This is a genomic window from Spiroplasma endosymbiont of Danaus chrysippus, from assembly GCF_902809815.1.
GTDB lineage: Bacteria > Bacillota_I > Bacilli_A > Mycoplasmatales > VBWQ01 > Spiroplasma_E.
The window spans coordinates 164,562-182,452 of sequence record NZ_CADDIL010000005.1 but is presented as its reverse complement, the minus strand read 5'-3'; the positions used below and the strand labels follow the sequence as shown (position 1 = coordinate 182,452).

The window sequence follows — 17,891 nt, the reverse complement described above, 5'->3', positions numbered from 1 at the left end:
ATAAATTGTTTAGCATATTTTTGCTCCTTTTTAAAAATTAAAAACTTTCTTCCATAATGAATAAAATAATTATTCATTATACCAATAAAAAAGAGTAAGACCTTTTACTTACTCTCTAAATTAATACTGCTTATGTTTTATTTTCTAAATGGCGGTCTTGACGGGGATCGAACCCGCGATCTCCTCCGTGACAGGGAGGCGTATTAACCACTTTACCACAAGACCGTGGTTGCGGAGACTGGATTTGAACCAATGATCTTCGGATTATGAGCCCGACGGGATACCACTTCCCCACTCCGCGATGTATAAAATTTAATAATATGGAGGAGGCTGAGGGATTCGAACCCTCGAGCACTTGCGCACTGACAGTTTTCAAGACTGTTCCCTTCAACCGGACTTGGGTAAGCCTCCGAGTATTTAAGTATGGTGGACCCTATCGGATTCGAACCAATGCTCGCCCGGTTATGAGCCGGGAGCTTTAACCAACTAAGCTAAGGGTCCTAGACTATGGTAGCGGGGATGGGACTCAAACCCATGGCCTCTCGGGTATGAACCGAACGCTCTAATCAACTGAGCTACCTCGCCAGTTTTAGTTTAAATATTTAACCGATATATAATGGTGGACCCTATCGGGATCGAACCGACCACCTCCTGCGTGCAAGGCAGGCGCTCTACCAAATGAGCTAAGGGCCCTTATTTAATAATGGTCGGGAAGACAGGATTCGAACCTGCGACCTCTCGGTCCCAAACCGAGCGCTCTACCAAGCTGAGCCACATCCCGATGGTGCGCCTGGCAGGACTTGAACCCACAACCTTTTGATCCGTAGTCAAACGATCTATCCAATTGATCTACAGGCGCATTTAATTACTAAAATTTATAGTAACTCATTAAATCATTAAACCTAATCAATTATAACTTATTAAAAGTAATATTTACAAGTATATTTGCAAATATTATTAATATTTTGGAGGAGCCGATCGGATTCGAACCGACGATCAAAGTTTTGCAGACTTATGCCTTAAACCACTTGGCCACGGCTCCAAATATAATTAAAAAATTTAAAGACTTTTCAATATTACCAAGACTAGTTACTATTTGCAACTTGTTTTACAATATTATTCATAAAATATTTAAATATTTTTTTATTATTTATTTTACTAATTAAAATTTTATAAAGGTATTTATAATTAATTATTAAATTAAATAATAAAAAAGCACAATTGTGCATTTAATTTATGGTGGAGATGGCGGGGATCGAACCCGCGTCCAAAAGTTAACTGACTAACTGTATCTACAGTTTAGTATAATTTAGAAAAATCACTATTTAATAATAAATTATACGAAATTATGAATAGCTAGTTAATGGAAATTCGAAAAAATTTATTAACATCATTTTTTCTAGTTTATCCTATGATACGTTACTAATAATGATAAACTTGCTATTAGTAACGGTAGTATTTACTTCTTAAGTAATTAAGCAGGTAAAACTGCTTGATTTCCTAAACCAAATCCAAAGTTGTTTAACTTTGTTGTGAATCAGTTAGGCACTACGGTTTTAGTTTGTTTTCCGGTTATGAAACCTCGTAGTATTATGGTCTACCAAACCACTGCCACAATTAGTTGTTCACTCCTGTCGAAACCAGAACATCCCCGCTAATATTATACATTACTTTCTAATATAAAGCAATTTTTGGTTTTCTTAAAAATTAAGGTGGTTAGCCCTAAATACTGGACCACTTTTGGATAGACAGTTTTAAATTTTTATTTGTGAAATTGGTGGTTTTAGAAATTTAGAATGTATTCTTTCGTAATTATAAAACATAATATATTGGTTTACATCATTTATAGCTTCATTGAGAGAAAAATATTGATTTGAACCTTTAGGTAGTCATTCTTGAGATAAATGAGAAAATCAGTTTTCAGATATTACATTGCCACCAATATCATAAGGTTGTTTTTTGCTTAAAATTATTTGCTTATCAGCAGCTCAATTTGTGATGTCTTGACAATAAAATTCGTTGGCGTTATCTGAGTGTAAAATAACGTTTTTTACTTGGTTTCAAGAGAATTGTTGATTTATTTTTTCAAGTGCAGGAAGGATTAAATCTTGATAGGATTTGTTTGAACATGTATTATAGCTTACAATATTATTTGAATAAAAATCAATAATTACAAAAAGATATAATCAACCTTCTTTAGTATTTATTTGTTTAGTGTCCATTGATCAAATTTGATTTGAAGAGGTTGTACTTTTATAATCTTTGTTTACTTTATCCATTGTAGGTATTCACTTATTTGGATTTTTTTTGTTTTTAGGATAGTTATTTTTAGTTTGTTTTAATCCTTGAAGATTGTGATCTTTCATAATTTTTCGCATTTGTTTTGTTGATAATTCTAGATTTAAAATAATATGTTTGTATTGTTTTAATCATTCTTTAAATGCTGAAAAAATTCGTAAATAGCCATAAATTTGTCCTTTTCTTGTAAAATGAAATTCAAGTAAAAGTTGGCATAATTCTTGATATTTATGTGTACAATTACTAATTTGATTTTTTTCTTTTTTAATAGGGTTTTGTTTGTTTTTTACAAAATAATATGTTGATCGGTTTAGTTGAAGATGTTGGCAAAGATATCTAATTGAATATTGGTTTTTGCTATCATCAATAATTTGAATTTTTTGTTTGATATTTAACTTGTTAATTACTAATGCTATTTGTTTAATTTTATCCATTATTAAAAATCCTTTCATGTCAAAATTAGTGTTAATTGTATAACACAATTGTTTTTCGAATACATTCAAGTTTTTTTTAAATTAATGGTCTAGTAAAAAGGGCTAAGTAGCAAGTAGCAAGTAGCGTTGTAGCCCTCTCATAATTTTTACTTTTTTTACTCTTCAAACTGAAATATTCTGATCAAATGAAGTTGCATATGCAAACATATCACTCATATCTGTAACATTTGAAACATCTCAACTCGAAATATCTTGATCAAATGATGAAGCACTTTGAAACATCTGTTTTGTACTCGTTATTTCTGATGGTAACTGATCTGGTACTTTTTGAATTGTTTTTGGCATTTTAACAGCTTGAATTTCTCCAATTTTATTTTCATAAAATCCAATTTGAACAATTTCAATAGTTTTTATATCTGATAAGTCTATTTTACTAGTTGTTTGCTCTTCTCCATTACTATCAATGTAAATTGTATCTTGTTGTTGTATTATTGTATATTTATAACGATTTGATTGTCTATTTGAATTTGATGGTTTAGGTAATAAAATTTTTGGATTAGATTGTGATTTTTTTTGTTTTTCATTTTCTTCCTCATTTTTTGCTTCTAAATCAGAAGTATACAAAATACCAGCAGTCGCTCCACCAACTAAAGTAGTACCACCAACAATTGCAGTAATAATTTTCTTTTTTTTTACTTTTTTTAGACATAAAAAAACCTCTCTTAAATTCTTAATTTTTTTATAATGGCATGACCATATTTTATATAATTTTATGTAGTAAAGTATTTAATATGTTTAAATTTTATTTCAATTGTGATTTGTTAAAACATGATGCTTTTCTGTCACTCAATAATTTGAAGAAAATAACGTAATAAATATTAAACTAATAACAGTTAATAACGCAATATTATTACCAATATAAAACATTAATTCATTATTTAAAGTAATTAAATTATAATTAATAAAACTATCCAGTAAATCAACACTACAAGTTAAAATAGCTACACATGATGCATAAATTCCTGTGATAGGCATTAATTGTCGATAATTTCAATCTAAAACCAAACTATATATAACAAAACTGCAAATGCCAAAAGCAATATTGGATAAAATTTGTGAAATCAAAACTGCGTAAATATTAATAGTTACTAAACTAATAATAATACTTACTATATAAATTCCAAAACCAAAATATAAAGCAATATTAGCACTGAAAAAATAATATAATCATCATCCCAATAAAAAAACACCAATTACTTGTGGCAAAGTAGTAAATAAAGTTTTATAAACATGTTATCTTTGATCAAAAAAGACTATCACCAATAGCAAAATATTCTTTACTACTAGCGTCCCCACCATGAAAAGTAAAACGATATATATCAGGTCTAGTAGCATCTGGTATTGTTAACTGAAAAGTAGCTTTTGCCATCTTTTCTTTATCAATAGTATTATCTTTTTGATAATAATTAATATTATTTAAATAAGAACCAGCTTTATCTTTTTCATTATATTTTCCATCAAAATTAACATATTCTACTGGTGAAAAAAATGTATATTGGTTAAATTCATTATGAGCAATATCGTTAACATATTGTTCAAATAAATAATTATTAGAAAAATTTAATGATAAAAAGGCAATAATCATAATCATTACTAAAAAACCTAAACCAAACATTTGTAATAAATTGTTTTTTTGTTCACGAATATAATTACGTAATAATTTAAACATGTTTATCCCTTCTTATGATCACTTATTAATAAATTAGATTTTGACAGTTTTGCTAAAGCTGACTTTGCTGCTTCTTGCTCAGCTTTCTTTTTATTTGTTCCTACTCCTTTCCCCATTAGTATTTTATTATCTAAATACACATGAACAATAAAATAAGTAATATTATCTTTTTTAATTTGTTCCATAGTTTTATAATTAATAGGATCTCTTTTTTCTGCCTGTACTAATTCTTGTAATTTAGTTTTATAATCAATAATTGTTTCTAACTGATTAGTTTTAATTAATTCAAATAAGGTTAAGTCTAAGATTTTTTTCACTGCACTATTTCCTAAATCAAGATATACTGCAGCAAGAAATGATTCAAAAACATCTGATAAAATGCTTTCGCGTTGTTGCCCACCTGTATTTTTTTCACCATTTCCCAAAAATAAATAATCTTGTAATCCTAAAGCAATTGCCACTGCTGCCAATGTTTCTTGTCTAACTGCTTTACTACGTAAACTTGTTAATTGTCCCTCATCTTTATTTGGAAATAAGTGTCAAATGTAAGTTGAAATATTTTCCCCTAAAATCGAATCACCCAAAAATTCTAATCGCTCATATGAATAATCTAAATTATGTTCGTTTGAAAAAGAACGATGAGTAAACGCTTCACGATAATTACGATTAGATTTAATTTTTTCTAAAATACTCGATTTTAAAATATGTTCAATATTAATCATATTTTTCTCCTTAATACTTATTTATAAATTATAATTCTTGAATTTGTTTAGCTATCTTATTAGTAACATCTTGCTCAATAGCACGAATTAAAAGTTTTAAAGTACTATAATAAGATTTTTTATCACTAGATCCATGTGCTTTAAAAGCAATGCCATTAATACCTATTAATTGAGCACCACCTGTATTCTTATAATCAAAAGTCTTTTTAATATTTTTAAAAATACCAATTGACATTAAACCTAAAAATTTAGTTCATAAATTTTTTTTATAACCATTTTTAATTAATGTAAATAATAATGATGCCATGCCTTCAACTGATTTTAAAACAATATTACCTGAATAACCATCACAAATAATAATATCAACATCACCACTTAAAACATTTCGTGGTTCAATATTACCGTGAAAATTTAAAAAACTTAACTTTTCATTTTTTTGTGTTAATTGTTTTAGTTTAGCATATGTTGCTTTAGTTACTTCTGGACCTTTGCTTTCTTCAATACCAATATTTAGTAAACCAATTTTAGGACGTGAAATATTTTGAATAGTTTGACAATAAATATGACCCATTAATGCAAAATTAATTAATTCATCAACAGTGTTTTCAATATTTGCTCCAACATCCAATAATACTACTTGTCGATCTTTTATTAAAGTAGGCATAATTGGCATGAATGCCGGACGTTTAATGCCTTTGATTTCGCCTAATAAAAAATGACAAGCACCAAGATAGGCAGCAGTTGAACCCGAAGTTAGAATCCCATCTGCTTTTTTATTTTTAACTAACTGAATGGCTTGATTCATAGAAGAATCAGTCATTCTAATACCAGCGAGTGGACCATCATTCATAGTTATTACTTGGGTTGTTGCTAGTATTGTTATTCTTGATGATAATGGCTTATTTTTTAATAAAATCTGCAAGTTTCCATTAATTTGTTTTTCATCACCAACTAAACAAATTTCAACGTTTTTGAATTCTTTAATAACTTCTAACGCTGCAGCAATAGCGGGCAAACTACCATGGTCTGAACCCATTACATCAAAAGCAATTTTCATAGTTCCTCCTAAAAACAAAAAATAATTTAAGAAACCTTAAATAATATTATATTATAATTATTGATAGTTTAATTATACGTTAATTTTTTTAATTCCTTAAGATTAACAATCCAACTAATACTGCATTTATTTATTTATTTTTAAATATGAATATTTCATTATTTGCTAGTAAAAAGTTAAAAAACAATTTATCTCTAATTATTTTGATATTGATTTTCTAAATAATTGTTTTTATTTACACCAGTTTTTTTTTAAAGACCAAAACCCTTTTATTTATTTTATTAATAAAAAAAACTTTAAAAGCAAAAAACTAATATAAATATAAAAATATCTTATCATAATTTTACTAAAATCAAAAATAATCAAAGAATTAAAAAAATATTAAATTGATTATTATTCATAAAAATAAAAATAAAGTTAATTAAAAATAATTTTTATTGTATTTTATTTTAAAAACTTTAGAATTTAGTTACTTCTTATTATATATCTAAGAAGGTATTGGGAAAAAATTAATAACACAACTAAAAACTTTACTTATAAATAGTAATTTTTTGGATATGATTTTAAAATACTTATAAATTGTTATAGTAAAACTAATTCAAAAAATTAATACTACTGCTTTTGAGGATCTTGAAATATGATCCTTTTTAAAATATATAACTACTGTTATTAATAACAAATTAATATATTAAATAAAACTTTTATAATTAAAAAGGAGTAAAAATGAGAAATTTAAAAAAAAAATAAAATTAACAAAAAATAACAATCGCTTTGGTGGAAAAACAAAAAAATGAAAAAATAATAAAGGAGAATGAGAATATAAAACTGAAATTAGAAATAAATGTAATGAACTTGATTCACTTATTTATGAATCCTATATGACAATTTATGACAAAAACAAAAATGATTTTAAATGTTGAACGAAAAGAACTGCCTTTCCAAATAGTCAAATTATTTTTGAAATATTTTTAATTAAAAATAATAAATTATATAAACACGTTAAAAAATATGAAAACATTGACAAATTATCAGATGACCTAAAGAATAATAAACTTTTAGATTCCTCTCCTATCAAAGTTAAAGGAGGCGAAAAATCAAGTCTAAAATATTATTATTTAGAAAACGCTACTATAAATTCTATTAATAATATAGATATGTTTATAAAAAATATTACCTCATTTAATCAAGAATTAAGTATTAATATTAATTATGATAATTTATTAAAGTTATATCAGTATTTAACATATATGCAAAAACTTATTGATAATCCTACTTCGTCTAGCAATATTTCAATAAGTGCCAAAATTAAAGAAACATTACCTAATTTATTGTTAGGATCACTACTAGTTTATATTGCATTTACTGGAAAAAATGCACAAAGAATAATTTCTACATATATTTTTGATGAGCAAGAATATACATCAGAAGATTATCTTTATGGAATATTTCAAAATAAACAAAACTATTTCACAACATTCATTGATACTATTTTAACGACATTTTTTACCTCAGCAATTGCTGATTGATCAAGAAATACAATTTTAAATATAATCCAAAGTCAAAAAAGTAATCCAATAAATGATTTTAAAATTAAAAAAATTCCTATTGAACCATTTAAAAAATATAAGCATGAATTTTTAACCCTTTTATATGAAGAAAATGAAGTAAAATTAAAAAATAATATGACACGAATAAAACATATTAATAATTTAATAAAAAAACTTAATAATCTTCCAAAACCGACAGATTTTGAATATCATCCAAATTTTAAAAAAGAACTTGAAAAAATTAGTGACTTTAATTGTTTAAAGAAGCCTATTGATAATACTATAATAAAAGAACTAACATCTTCGGCAAACAAAGTGATTGATAATTTAAATAAATTAAAAAATTAATTAAAGATGCTTTAGAATGAAAAGAAAGAATAAATTATTCATTATTTGATTTATTTTTAGAATCAGTAACATGACTAATGGCACATTCTATAATGACAGGTGCAATAGCAAATGCTATACAAGAAAACTTTAAAATAAGTGATTGAATTAAATATTTTACTAAACCAAATATTATATTAGCAAATTCAATCACTTATTTTTCTATACGACCAGTTAATTCCATATTTAAATGAGGATTAGAAACATTAAAAATTAAAACTAATATTTGTCCTCAAATAATTTCAAACTGAATTACAAAACAATCAAATTATGGAAAATTTTCAATGGCAATTTTTTTATTTTTTTTCAATGCTGTTTTTACTAATATTACTAAAACAACAACACTACTTACTAAATATGAAGTTACAAAATCTCATGACCTACTTGAACTAAAATTAAAAAAATGAGAAACATGATTATTTTTTTTCTTAGCAACAGGTTCTCAAATGATTTCTTTTTCTATTTCAAATTTTTATAAAATCTTTAATTTTGAAACTTTAATAAAAAAAAATTAGATATTTTCATAAACCAAACATAAGTTTACTAGAAGAAAAATTAATAGAACTAGAAAACAATAGTAATATTCCAATTTTTAATAAATCAGAAGTAATAAAAATACAAGACAGCATAAATGAAGTAAATAAGACTTATAAAGTAATATATTCAAATACAAAAAAAATTGATCCAAAGTTAATAAATAGCACTGATTATGATTCAGATCAATTTCCATTATTAAACAAAAAAATGATTTTATTTGCTTAATTAATAATATAACTTAAAAATATATTTTTTTTAAAAAATATTTATACTAATTTATGGATATTTTAAAAAAAAGAAAAAAATAATCCAAAGTTTAACATTAGAAAAGAGGAACTTTTTATTATGGATAAAGATAAGGAAATTGAAAAGTTAAGAAAACAAGATGCAGAAAATAAAAAACAATTTGAAGAAGAAAGATTAAAAAAAAGAATTGGAGAAGCTGAAAAAGAAAGAAAAAGAATTTCAGAAGAAAAAAACAATATAAAAAAGATAAAAATTTATAAACATAATACATTTTTATTATAGTTACAATATAAAAAATATTTTTTTATAAAATTAATATATTATTAAAATTAAAAAAAATATTAAGTATAATAAATTTATGAAATATTTAGGCATTGATTTAGGTAGTAAAACATTAGGGCTTGCTCGTGGTGAAGGAAAAATTGCTTTTTCTTGAAAAACTATTCGTTTCCCAGAGCATGATTTTAATAATGCTATTATCCAACTCCAAAATGCTATTAAAGAATATGATGCTGATATTCTTGTTTTTGGTTACCCTTTAAACATGGATAGCACAGTCGGCCCCAGCGCAAAAATTGTTTTAAATTTTATTGATAAATTTAAATTAACACAAAATAATGATAAACTAAATATTGTTTTACAAGATGAAAGAAGAACTACCTATTCTTCGCAGCAAATATTAATTAAATCTAATGTTTCTTCAAATAAAAGAAAACAAGTTAAAGATCAATTGGCTGCTGCTATTATTTTACAATCATACTTTGATAAAATAACTCAATCTTAAATTTTAGGAGATAAATGTGAAATATAAAAAAATTAATTTAATCGCTATCGCTGGCGGCAGTGCTTCAGGAAAAACAACAGTAGCAGAAAAAATTGCTGAAGCTTGTAATAAAAAAAATGTCATTTTTGTACAAATGGATAATTATTATCATGACCTTAGTAACTTAAAAGTTGAAGAAAGAAAAAAAACTAATTTTGATCATCCTAATGCTATTGATATGAAATTATTAATTCATGATTTAGAACAATTATTACTTGGTAATGCCATTGAAGAGCCTATTTATGATTTTAAAATCAATAGTCGCAGTAAAAATACTGAGATTATTGGTCCGGGTGATGTTATCATTCTGGATGGTATTTTTGCTTTAGAAAATCCTATTATTCGTGAATTATCTACTATTAAAATTTTTGTTGATACTGATAGTGATACTAGACTACTAAGAAGAATTAAACGAGATGTTAGTTTTAGAAATCGTACTCTTGACAGTGTTTTACAACAATATGCATTAACTGTTAAACCTATGCATGATGCTTTTGTTGAACCAACTAAACGTTATGCTGACATTATTATTCCTTTTGATTTTCATAATACTGTAGCTATTGATATTATTGCTACTAAAATTAAAGCAATTATTAAATAATTGCTTTAAGCTTTAATTTTTAAAATAACAATAAAATGCATCTTTAAGGAGGCTTTTTAGTAATCTGTGTTTCTTTGTTTTACAAAGTACTAGTTCAGATTAATTCTGTCTTCAAATTTTATCATAAAATGAGCAATTGCTGTATTTCAATTTTGAATAGGCAATGTTCATTTTTTTGTGATATTTTCAATTGCTAAGTAAAAAATTTTAAAAACTGCCATATCATTAGGAAAAACTTTTTTATTTCTAATAACTTTTCGTAATTGGCTATTAACAGATTCAATAGCATTTGTAGTATAAATTACCCTTTTAATTTCTGCTGGATAACTAATAAAAACCATTAAATTTTCTCAATTTTTATATCAAGATTTAGCAATTTGTGGATATTGTTTATTTCATTTACTTTCAAATGATTCTAAAGCTTGCATTGCTTGTTCTTCACTACATGCTGTATAAATTGGCTTTAAATCGATAACTAGAGACTTTCGATGTTTGTATGAAACATATTTTAAGCTATTTCTAATTTGATGAACTATGCATAATTGATGTTCAGTTTTAGGATAAACTGATTGTATTGCCTCTGACATGCCTGTTAAATTATCACTACAAGCAATAAGAATATCATTTAAGCCTCGATTTTTCATTTCTGTAAAATTATTTAATCAGAATTTAGCACCTTCATTTTCACTAATTCATAAACCTAAAACATCTTTTTTACCTTCTAAATCAACTCCTAAAGCTATATAAACTGATTTGTTAATAATACGTTTATCCTGACGTACTTTAACTACGATACAATCAAAATAAATGATTGGATAAACACTATCTAATGGACGATTTTGCCATGCTTTGACATCATCAATGACATCATCAGTAATTTGACTAATTACGCTTTCGCTAATATCTGCGCCATCATATAACTCTTGCAACTGCATTCTAATATCTGATAAAGTCATACCTTTTGCATATAGTGAAAGAACTTGTTGATCAAAACNAGAAGGTTGATTATATCTTTTTGTAATTATTGATTTTTATTCAAATAATATTGTAAGCTATAATACATGTTCAAACAAATCCTATCAAGATTTAATCCTTCCTGCACTTGAAAAAATAAATCAACAATTCTCTTGAAACCAAGTAAAAAACGTTATTTTACACTCAGATAACGCCAACGAATTTTATTGTCAAGACATCACAAATTGAGCTGCTGATAAGCAAATAATTTTAAGCAAAAAACAACCTTATGATATTGGTGGCAATGTAATATCTGAAAACTGATTTTCTCATTTATCTCAAGAATGACTACCTAAAAGTTCAAATCAATATTTTTCTCTCAATGAAGCTATAAATGATGTAAACCAATATAGTATGTTTTATAATTACGAAAGAATACATTCTAAATTTCTAAAACCACCAATTTCACAAATAAAAATTTAAAACTGTCTATCCAAAAGTGGTCCAGTATTTAGGGCTAACCACCTTAATAAACAAACAGAAGTAAAAAGTATTTATTAATATTAAAAAATGCCTTTAATAGGCATTTTTACTTATTTATAAACTCATGTGATTATAATCTCAATTTAATGAAGCATTATCATAATTTAATGGTACTTCGGTCATATTATCACTACCATAATATTGACTTGATGTTTCACTATTAATTGTGAATCTATTATCATTAATTAATCTTGTAGTTTCATTATTAAATGGTGTTTCTTGCATTTCTTCAATATGATTAGTTGTTTCCATAGGTAATAAATTATGAATAATTTCACTTGCACCAGCAATTATGGTAGGTACTGCATAAGCATTCATAAAATCATTATTTATACCCATTGCTACACCACTACTAATCAAACAACCACCAGTAGCCATATTACATATCTTTCTTATTGCTTCAAATTTATTAGGTATTAACTCAGTAATTCCAGCAACCAAATTGGCAATACCATATGAATTTAAAGATATATATGTATCTCAATCCATTAAATGATTATCAATAGTATCATGATTACTAAATAATAAATCTGGTGGAAATGGGTCAACAGTAGTAGTTGTTATTGGATTTTCTGTTGGATTAGGATTAATATCTGCATTAGTAAATTTACTATAATTAACTAAACCAATTGTTCCTAATCCTAATAATATTTTTTTACTACTATTAATTAATTTAGTTTTTGAACTTGGCATTTGATTTAAATTTCAAATATCAATTCCTAATTTTTTACTAAATAATAAAGCATTAATACTTCCTAAAATAGGATTTCCTATTAATTGACCATAATAAGCACTGGTACCAATCATGGCAGATAATGGTGCTATTCCAGTTCTTATTAATTTTAATAAAGTATAATTTGATTGTGAGTTTTCTGTATTTGGCATTTTCTATTCTCCTTTTATAAATTTAAATTTCATATTTCCAATAGTATCTCTATTATTACCGACAATAATTAAATATCCAGTTTGATTATTTTCTAATATTCATGAATAATAAATATCTTGTGGATATAATTTTGGATATAAATTTAATGCTAATAAATAACATAAAGCATCTTCTTTATTTTTTAATAATCCAACTGTTGGACATTTTATTTCTTTTGGACTTTTTTCATTATAAAATCATTCAGTTTTAATATTTCTCATTATTTCACATCCTTTTATGAACTCATCAGCACCGTAATAAACGGTGGACTATAGAATTATAATGTTATCCAAATTTTAATAATTCTATAGTTTCGTTCTGTATAAAATAAAATTTAGGACTTACATTGACATATTAAATAAGCGGTTAAATAAGCGGGTAAAAAATAGGAGTTATATTAAATTAAGAACAGTATATGTCAAATGCCTAAATATTAATTATTTATTTTGATTTCTTTGATTCAATGTTTTGAACAAAAATAAATTTCAAATTCTAAATCCTTATCTTCATTTTTATGATTTTTTATAATGCGATTAGTTAGTTTAGTTGAAGCTCTTCTAAAACATTTATGACATTTCATTATTTTATTTCCTTAATTATTTTCAATATTAATATCTTCAATTTTTATATTGATAGTTATTCCATCTAAATTTTTTAATTCTTTTAATTTATCTATTATTTCTAAAATATCTTGTTTAGTCATTATCAAATTCACCATTTTCTATAAATTCAAGTACTTTATAATAAGCAGTAAGTTTACCTGCTTCTTTTAAGAATCACATAAGCAAATACTAATTTGCTTTTTTAATCAAATAATTAATTTTCTTTATTCATACTACACTTCAAAATTTTCTATAATTTCTTCTTCTTTTTCTAATTCTTTTAATTTAGATAAAGCAGAATTTAAATCAGTATTATCAATATTATTATTTGAATTAATAATTTTAACTTCATCTCCAGTATTATCTTTATAAGCAATTGTTTCTTCATCAATTACTACACCTTGGTCTAATTGAAGTGCTAAATTAATATCATCTTGATTATTTAATACTATAATTGGTGTTTTATTAATTTCACGAATTAATGCTTTTACAACAGTTTTTAAAGCCATTTGGTCAAAAGCAGAAGTTCATATATGATTTAATTTTCATTCTTTATTATGTTTATTATAAGTTTTGCCATATTTATCTTTATTTTGATTAATTTCTTCAACAGTCATTCCTTTATAAAAATTATTTATTTTACCATTTTTATCTAAAAGTGAAATATAACAATAATAACCAATAGTAGTAATAGTTTTTCTTTCAAAAATTAATGCTGGATTAATTTCTCATTTATTATTTTCTTTATTAAATTTATGTGCTGATGTTATTTTTTCTCTTTGAAAATCCATTACTAATCCAGTTCTTTGTAATAATGTTAATCAACCATCTTCTTGAATTTGAACTTGTAATTCATCACCATAAGGAATTAATGCTAATTCTTTTTTAATAGGATTAATTGAAAGATTTAATTTATATAAATTAAATAAAGCATTAAATAAACTTTGTTGATTCATATTTCTTAAATCTTTACTAGAATTTCTAATCATTTCATAATAATTTCTAAATTTTAATAATTCTTCTTTATTACTTTTAATAAAATTAGGAATTTTTAATTCATTTTTAGTATTATTACTCATTATTTTCTTCTCCTTTTTTATTTAATAATTCTAAAATTTCATCTAATTTTTTATTAATTTTTCCTAAGTGTTTTAATAAAATTAAAATTGATTTATCCATACCAGAACTTTTTTTATTTTTATCCATAACTTACTCCTATCATTTTTTAATTGTTTTAAATCTATTATCTAAATGTACTTCAATATTTTTACTAGGATTAACTATTAAATGACTATTAATAACAATTCAATTATTTTGATTACTATCTAATTTTTTAGGTAATTTATCAAATTCAAGTGAATTACAAGAATAAATGTTTATTTCTTTAATTGATTTTTCATTAATCATTTTTATCATTTTTTTCTAATCTAAATTTAAAAATAAAATCTATATCATTTTCTTCAAATTCTTTTTTTACAATTTTATTTCAATTTTTATATTGAATTTCATTTTTAAAACTTAATAATATACTTAATAAGTTATCTTTTATTTCTTCATAATTTCATTGTTCATCTGTGATTACTGATGTAGCACAAATAATTTTTTTTACTTTTCTATTCATTTTATTTCTCCTTATTAATTTAATTTTTTACAATCTCAACATAAATTGTTTTGACAACATTCGTATTTTTGATGTTCATGGCAATAGTATAAAAAATTACATTTGTTCATTTTTATTTCTTCTTAATCATTCTTTAATATTATTTTTCAAAATATTTAATTCTTTAATTTGACCCCTTAAAACATCTAATTCTCATAAATTTAATTGACTTAAATTAATTTCTTCAATTTGATATTCTAAAAGTTCAATTCTAGCATTAATATTTTTAACTAATAATTGATTAAAATTACATTTTTTATTTTTACAATATTCTAATTTATATTCCATTTTTATCTTCTCCTTTAAAATATTTTGTTTTTACCTTAAATCATTCAAGTAATAATTCATTAGTTATTTCAATTTCTATTTCTTTTTGAATATTTTTATTAGTTAAATAAACATAAGTTTTATTAGATGGTCATATACCCTTAGCAAGTAACATACAATAATAAGCAGTTAATTGTAATTTAATTCTTTTTAATTTATCATCATCAATACAAGCATAAGTTTTATAATCTACTAAATAATATTTATTTTCTTTTTTATTTAAATAAACTAAATCTGGTGTTCCAGCAATTACACTATCATTAATAGGTTTTTCTATAATAAATTCATAATTATTTTTATCTTTAAATTTTTCTTTTAAAAACATAAGTGATTTTTTACAATAAGAATAATTTATATTATTAGTTAATGGTTTTAATTTTTTTAATAAATTATTAATAATATTTTCTTCATTAATATTTTGTAAATATAATTCATTAAGTTTATGAACTCATTTACCACGAACTGAAGCATTTTTTAATACTTCTGGTGCTATATGACTATAATCAAAACTTAAATAATTATCAATAATTCTAGAAACAGATATTAATTCGGGAATGTTTAGTAATCTGTGTGACTTACAAAAATAACTATGTTTAATTAATTCTAGTAAATATAATTTATATATCTAGAAAGAGTGAGTTACAGATGGCTAAAAAAGATAATCTTAATAACAATGATCCAATATCAAAAGCAGTAGATTTATTATTAGAAAATACTGAGGATTTAACAACAGTTTTTAAAGAGGGAGGCTTATATAAAGAATTAACTAAACGATTGGTAGAAAAAATGTTGAATTCTGAGATGCAAAATTATTTAGGACACGAAAGAAATCAACGCAGTAATAATGACAATGTTCGTAATGGTACAACATCAAAAAAATTAATAACTCAACAAGGTAAAATTGAAATTGATGTACCAAGAGATCGTAATAGTAATTTTGAACCAGTAATAATCACAAAAAGACAGAGAAGATTTGATGGTTTTGATCAACAAGTTCTTTCACTATATGCAAAAGGTATGACTTTATCAGATATTAGAATGCAGTTGCAAGAGTTATATGATGGCGCAGATATTAGCGAAAGCGTAATTAGTCAAATTACTGATGATGTCATTGATGATGTCAAAGCATGGCAAAATCGTCCATTAGATAGTGTTTATCCAATCATTTATTTTGATTGTATCGTAGTTAAAGTACGTCAGGATAAACGTATTATTAACAAATCAGTTTATATAGCTTTAGGAGTTGATTTAGAAGGTAAAAAAGATGTTTTAGGTTTATGAATTAGTGAAAATGAAGGTGCTAAATTCTGATTAAATAATTTTACAGAAATGAAAAATCGAGGCTTAAATGATATTCTTATTGCTTGTAGTGATAATTTAACAGGCATGTCAGAGGCAATACAATCAGTTTATCCTAAAACTGAACATCAATTATGCATAGTTCATCAAATTAGAAATAGCTTAAAATATGTTTCATACAAACATCGAAAGTCTCTAGTTATCGATTTAAAGCCAATTTATACAGCATGTAGTGAAGAACAAGCAATGCAAGCTTTAGAATCATTTGAAAGTAAATGAAATAAACAATATCCACAAATTGCTAAATCTTGATATAAAAATTGAGAAAATTTAATGGTTTTTATTAGTTATCCAGCAGAAATTAAAAGGGTAATTTATACTACAAATGCTATTGAATCTGTTAATAGCCAATTACGAAAAGTTATTAGAAATAAAAAAGTTTTTCCTAATGATATGGCAGTTTTTAAAATTTTTTACTTAGCAATTGAAAATATCACAAAAAAATGAACATTGCCTATTCAAAATTGAAATACAGCAATTGCTCATTTTATGATAAAATTTGAAGACAGAATTAATCTGAACTAGTACTTTGTAAAACAAAGAAACACAGATTACTAAAAAGCCTCATTAATTCTTTATCTTCTAAAAAATATTGATGAGTTTCTTTTTTAAAAATTAATTTACTCATATTTTTTTTCTACCTATTAATATTCAAAAACATTTATTACATAATCTATTACCAATTGAAGATTGTTTTCTACATCTATCACAAGAACCAACCATTCTATATTCTCTATATTCCATAATTATTAATCCTTTCATTAATGTTTTTCTTCTGTACAATGCATATCAATTTCTAATACTAATATTTCATAATGTATAATATATGCATCTTCTAATAAATGATGTTTATAATTTTTATGAAAATTAGTAGCCTCTACAAAAGTGCAAAAGGCTTTATATTTCGTTTCAAATGTATAATTAACTTTATATTTTATTAAATAAACGTATGTCATATTTATTTTTCTCCTTTATTTTATTTATTGTGTTATGATATTGTTAATGAGGTATGTATTTATATATAAACCCCCTATTTTCTTAAATAATACAAATGTAATTGTTAATTAGATTAATGGGGTATTTACTGAGCCATAATAAGGCTATTCAAATTAATCTATAATTACATTAAGCGATACAGTG

The 17,891-nt window shown here is 24.4% G+C and carries 23 protein-coding genes, 9 tRNA genes, 1 other RNA gene and 1 pseudogene; 6 read left to right on the top strand and 28 right to left on the bottom strand.

The features are described from left to right. Positions 1-149: 149 nt before the first annotated feature. The 16 genes from SPIRDC1_RS07650 to plsX form a co-directional block, all read right to left on the bottom strand. Positions 150-225, bottom strand: a tRNA-Asp gene (locus tag SPIRDC1_RS07650). Position 226: 1 nt separating this feature from the next. Then, positions 227-301: transfer RNA gene (locus tag SPIRDC1_RS07645), tRNA-Met, on the bottom strand. A 20-nt stretch (positions 302-321) separates the two neighbouring features. Next, a tRNA-Ser gene (locus SPIRDC1_RS07640) sits at positions 322-411 on the bottom strand. A gap of 13 nt (positions 412-424) precedes the next feature. Then, positions 425-501, bottom strand: a tRNA-Ile gene (locus tag SPIRDC1_RS07635). 7 nt (positions 502-508) lie between these two features. Continuing rightward, positions 509-585 (bottom strand) — tRNA-Met (locus SPIRDC1_RS07630). 32 nt (positions 586-617) lie between these two features. Continuing rightward, positions 618-693 (bottom strand) — tRNA-Ala (locus SPIRDC1_RS07625). A gap of 11 nt (positions 694-704) precedes the next feature. Next, a tRNA-Pro gene (locus SPIRDC1_RS07620) sits at positions 705-781 on the bottom strand. 1 nt (position 782) lies between these two features. After that, positions 783-859, bottom strand: a tRNA-Arg gene (locus tag SPIRDC1_RS07615). 107 nt (positions 860-966) lie between these two features. Further along, positions 967-1,042, bottom strand: a tRNA-Cys gene (locus SPIRDC1_RS07610). A gap of 195 nt (positions 1,043-1,237) precedes the next feature. Beyond that, positions 1,238-1,653: a transfer-messenger RNA gene (ssrA, locus tag SPIRDC1_RS07605) on the bottom strand. A 101-nt stretch (positions 1,654-1,754) separates the two neighbouring features. Next, positions 1,755-2,750, bottom strand: coding sequence for an IS3 family transposase (locus SPIRDC1_RS07600; protein ID WP_174479968.1), 996 nt, complete (start codon positions 2,748-2,750; stop codon positions 1,755-1,757). 84 nt (positions 2,751-2,834) lie between these two features. Then, a complete protein-coding gene (locus tag SPIRDC1_RS09970; RefSeq protein ID WP_199188874.1) occupies positions 2,835-3,356 on the bottom strand; it encodes a BspA family leucine-rich repeat surface protein in 522 nt (173 codons plus the stop codon). Between the two features lie 171 nt (positions 3,357-3,527). Further along, the gene (locus SPIRDC1_RS07590) at positions 3,528-3,971 is read right to left on the bottom strand and encodes a hypothetical protein (protein WP_174481264.1); all 444 of its coding nucleotides are present in this window, start codon (positions 3,969-3,971) and stop codon (positions 3,528-3,530) included. Positions 3,972-4,014: 43 nt separating this feature from the next. Continuing rightward, positions 4,015-4,461, bottom strand: a complete 447-nt coding sequence (locus tag SPIRDC1_RS07585) for a hypothetical protein (protein WP_174481263.1) — start codon at positions 4,459-4,461, stop codon at positions 4,015-4,017. A gap of 2 nt (positions 4,462-4,463) precedes the next feature. Then, complete coding sequence (gene rnc, locus SPIRDC1_RS07580; RefSeq protein WP_174481262.1) at positions 4,464-5,183, bottom strand: ribonuclease III; 720 nt, start codon at positions 5,181-5,183, stop codon at positions 4,464-4,466. A gap of 28 nt (positions 5,184-5,211) precedes the next feature. Further along, positions 5,212-6,240, bottom strand: a complete 1,029-nt coding sequence (plsX, locus tag SPIRDC1_RS07575; protein ID WP_174481261.1) for a phosphate acyltransferase PlsX — start codon at positions 6,238-6,240, stop codon at positions 5,212-5,214. Between the two features lie 878 nt (positions 6,241-7,118). Between plsX and SPIRDC1_RS07570 the strand changes: the two genes are divergently transcribed. The 5 genes from SPIRDC1_RS07570 to udk all read left to right on the top strand — a co-directional run bounded on the left by SPIRDC1_RS07570 (position 7,119) and on the right by udk (position 10,381). Continuing rightward, on the top strand, positions 7,119-8,135 hold the full coding sequence (locus SPIRDC1_RS07570; RefSeq protein WP_174481260.1) for a hypothetical protein: 1,017 nt from the start codon (positions 7,119-7,121) through the stop codon (positions 8,133-8,135). Positions 8,136-8,212: 77 nt separating this feature from the next. Then, on the top strand, positions 8,213-8,689 hold the full coding sequence (locus SPIRDC1_RS07565; protein WP_174481259.1) for a hypothetical protein: 477 nt from the start codon (positions 8,213-8,215) through the stop codon (positions 8,687-8,689). Between the two features lie 367 nt (positions 8,690-9,056). Beyond that, entirely contained in the window at positions 9,057-9,239 is a 183-nt protein-coding gene (locus SPIRDC1_RS07560; RefSeq protein ID WP_174481258.1) for a hypothetical protein, read from the top strand. 76 nt (positions 9,240-9,315) lie between these two features. Then, on the top strand, positions 9,316-9,741 hold the full coding sequence (gene ruvX / locus SPIRDC1_RS07555; protein ID WP_174481257.1) for a Holliday junction resolvase RuvX: 426 nt from the start codon (positions 9,316-9,318) through the stop codon (positions 9,739-9,741). A 16-nt stretch (positions 9,742-9,757) separates the two neighbouring features. After that, positions 9,758-10,381 carry a uridine kinase gene (udk, locus tag SPIRDC1_RS07550; protein ID WP_174481256.1) on the top strand — a complete coding sequence of 208 codons (624 nt, stop codon included), beginning with the start codon at positions 9,758-9,760 and terminating at the stop codon, positions 10,379-10,381. 89 nt (positions 10,382-10,470) lie between these two features. On the opposite strand, the pseudogene SPIRDC1_RS10545 reads toward udk, so the two are convergent. The 10 genes and pseudogenes from SPIRDC1_RS10545 to SPIRDC1_RS07505 form a co-directional block, all read right to left on the bottom strand. Continuing rightward, positions 10,471-11,375, bottom strand: a pseudogene (locus SPIRDC1_RS10545) (IS256 family transposase); the annotation flags it as partial. A gap of 557 nt (positions 11,376-11,932) precedes the next feature. Next, the gene (locus SPIRDC1_RS07540; RefSeq protein WP_174480784.1) at positions 11,933-12,763 is read right to left on the bottom strand and encodes a hypothetical protein; all 831 of its coding nucleotides are present in this window, start codon (positions 12,761-12,763) and stop codon (positions 11,933-11,935) included. Between the two features lie 3 nt (positions 12,764-12,766). Next, positions 12,767-13,024 (bottom strand): hypothetical protein, encoded by a 258-nt coding sequence (locus SPIRDC1_RS07535; RefSeq protein ID WP_174481255.1) that lies wholly within the window; start codon positions 13,022-13,024, stop codon positions 12,767-12,769. A 212-nt stretch (positions 13,025-13,236) separates the two neighbouring features. Next, on the bottom strand, positions 13,237-13,383 hold the full coding sequence (locus SPIRDC1_RS07530; RefSeq protein ID WP_174481254.1) for a hypothetical protein: 147 nt from the start codon (positions 13,381-13,383) through the stop codon (positions 13,237-13,239). A 255-nt stretch (positions 13,384-13,638) separates the two neighbouring features. Then, positions 13,639-14,484, bottom strand: coding sequence for a recombinase RecT (locus SPIRDC1_RS07525; protein WP_174481253.1), 846 nt, complete (start codon positions 14,482-14,484; stop codon positions 13,639-13,641). Beyond that, on the bottom strand, positions 14,477-14,611 hold the full coding sequence (locus tag SPIRDC1_RS10365) for a hypothetical protein (protein WP_255495985.1): 135 nt from the start codon (positions 14,609-14,611) through the stop codon (positions 14,477-14,479). Before SPIRDC1_RS10365 ends, SPIRDC1_RS07525 begins: the two co-directional genes overlap by 8 nt. A 9-nt stretch (positions 14,612-14,620) precedes the next feature. After that, complete coding sequence (locus tag SPIRDC1_RS07520) at positions 14,621-14,812, bottom strand: hypothetical protein (protein WP_174481252.1); 192 nt, start codon at positions 14,810-14,812, stop codon at positions 14,621-14,623. Continuing rightward, entirely contained in the window at positions 14,805-15,026 is a 222-nt protein-coding gene (locus SPIRDC1_RS07515; protein ID WP_174481251.1) for a hypothetical protein, read from the bottom strand. Before SPIRDC1_RS07515 ends, SPIRDC1_RS07520 begins: the two co-directional genes overlap by 8 nt. A gap of 96 nt (positions 15,027-15,122) precedes the next feature. Next, complete coding sequence (locus SPIRDC1_RS07510) at positions 15,123-15,353, bottom strand: hypothetical protein (RefSeq protein ID WP_174480022.1); 231 nt, start codon at positions 15,351-15,353, stop codon at positions 15,123-15,125. Further along, positions 15,343-15,717, bottom strand: a complete 375-nt coding sequence (locus tag SPIRDC1_RS07505) for a PD-(D/E)XK nuclease family protein (protein ID WP_174481250.1) — start codon at positions 15,715-15,717, stop codon at positions 15,343-15,345. The genes SPIRDC1_RS07510 and SPIRDC1_RS07505 overlap by 11 nt, the downstream gene beginning before the upstream one ends. Positions 15,718-16,037: 320 nt before the next feature. On the opposite strand from SPIRDC1_RS07505, the gene SPIRDC1_RS07500 reads away from it, so the two are divergent. Then, the gene (locus tag SPIRDC1_RS07500) at positions 16,038-17,276 is read left to right on the top strand and encodes an IS256 family transposase (RefSeq protein ID WP_174479940.1); all 1,239 of its coding nucleotides are present in this window, start codon (positions 16,038-16,040) and stop codon (positions 17,274-17,276) included. 90 nt (positions 17,277-17,366) lie between these two features. Here the strand turns inward: SPIRDC1_RS07500 and SPIRDC1_RS07495 are convergent, their stop codons facing one another. Both SPIRDC1_RS07495 and SPIRDC1_RS07490 read right to left on the bottom strand, forming a co-directional pair. Continuing rightward, entirely contained in the window at positions 17,367-17,513 is a 147-nt protein-coding gene (locus SPIRDC1_RS07495) for a hypothetical protein (RefSeq protein ID WP_174480752.1), read from the bottom strand. Next, positions 17,513-17,707: a hypothetical protein gene (locus SPIRDC1_RS07490; RefSeq protein WP_174481249.1), complete on the bottom strand. Its 195-nt coding sequence runs from the start codon at positions 17,705-17,707 to the stop codon at positions 17,513-17,515. The genes SPIRDC1_RS07495 and SPIRDC1_RS07490 overlap by 1 nt, the downstream gene beginning before the upstream one ends. Positions 17,708-17,891: the final 184 nt, after the last annotated feature.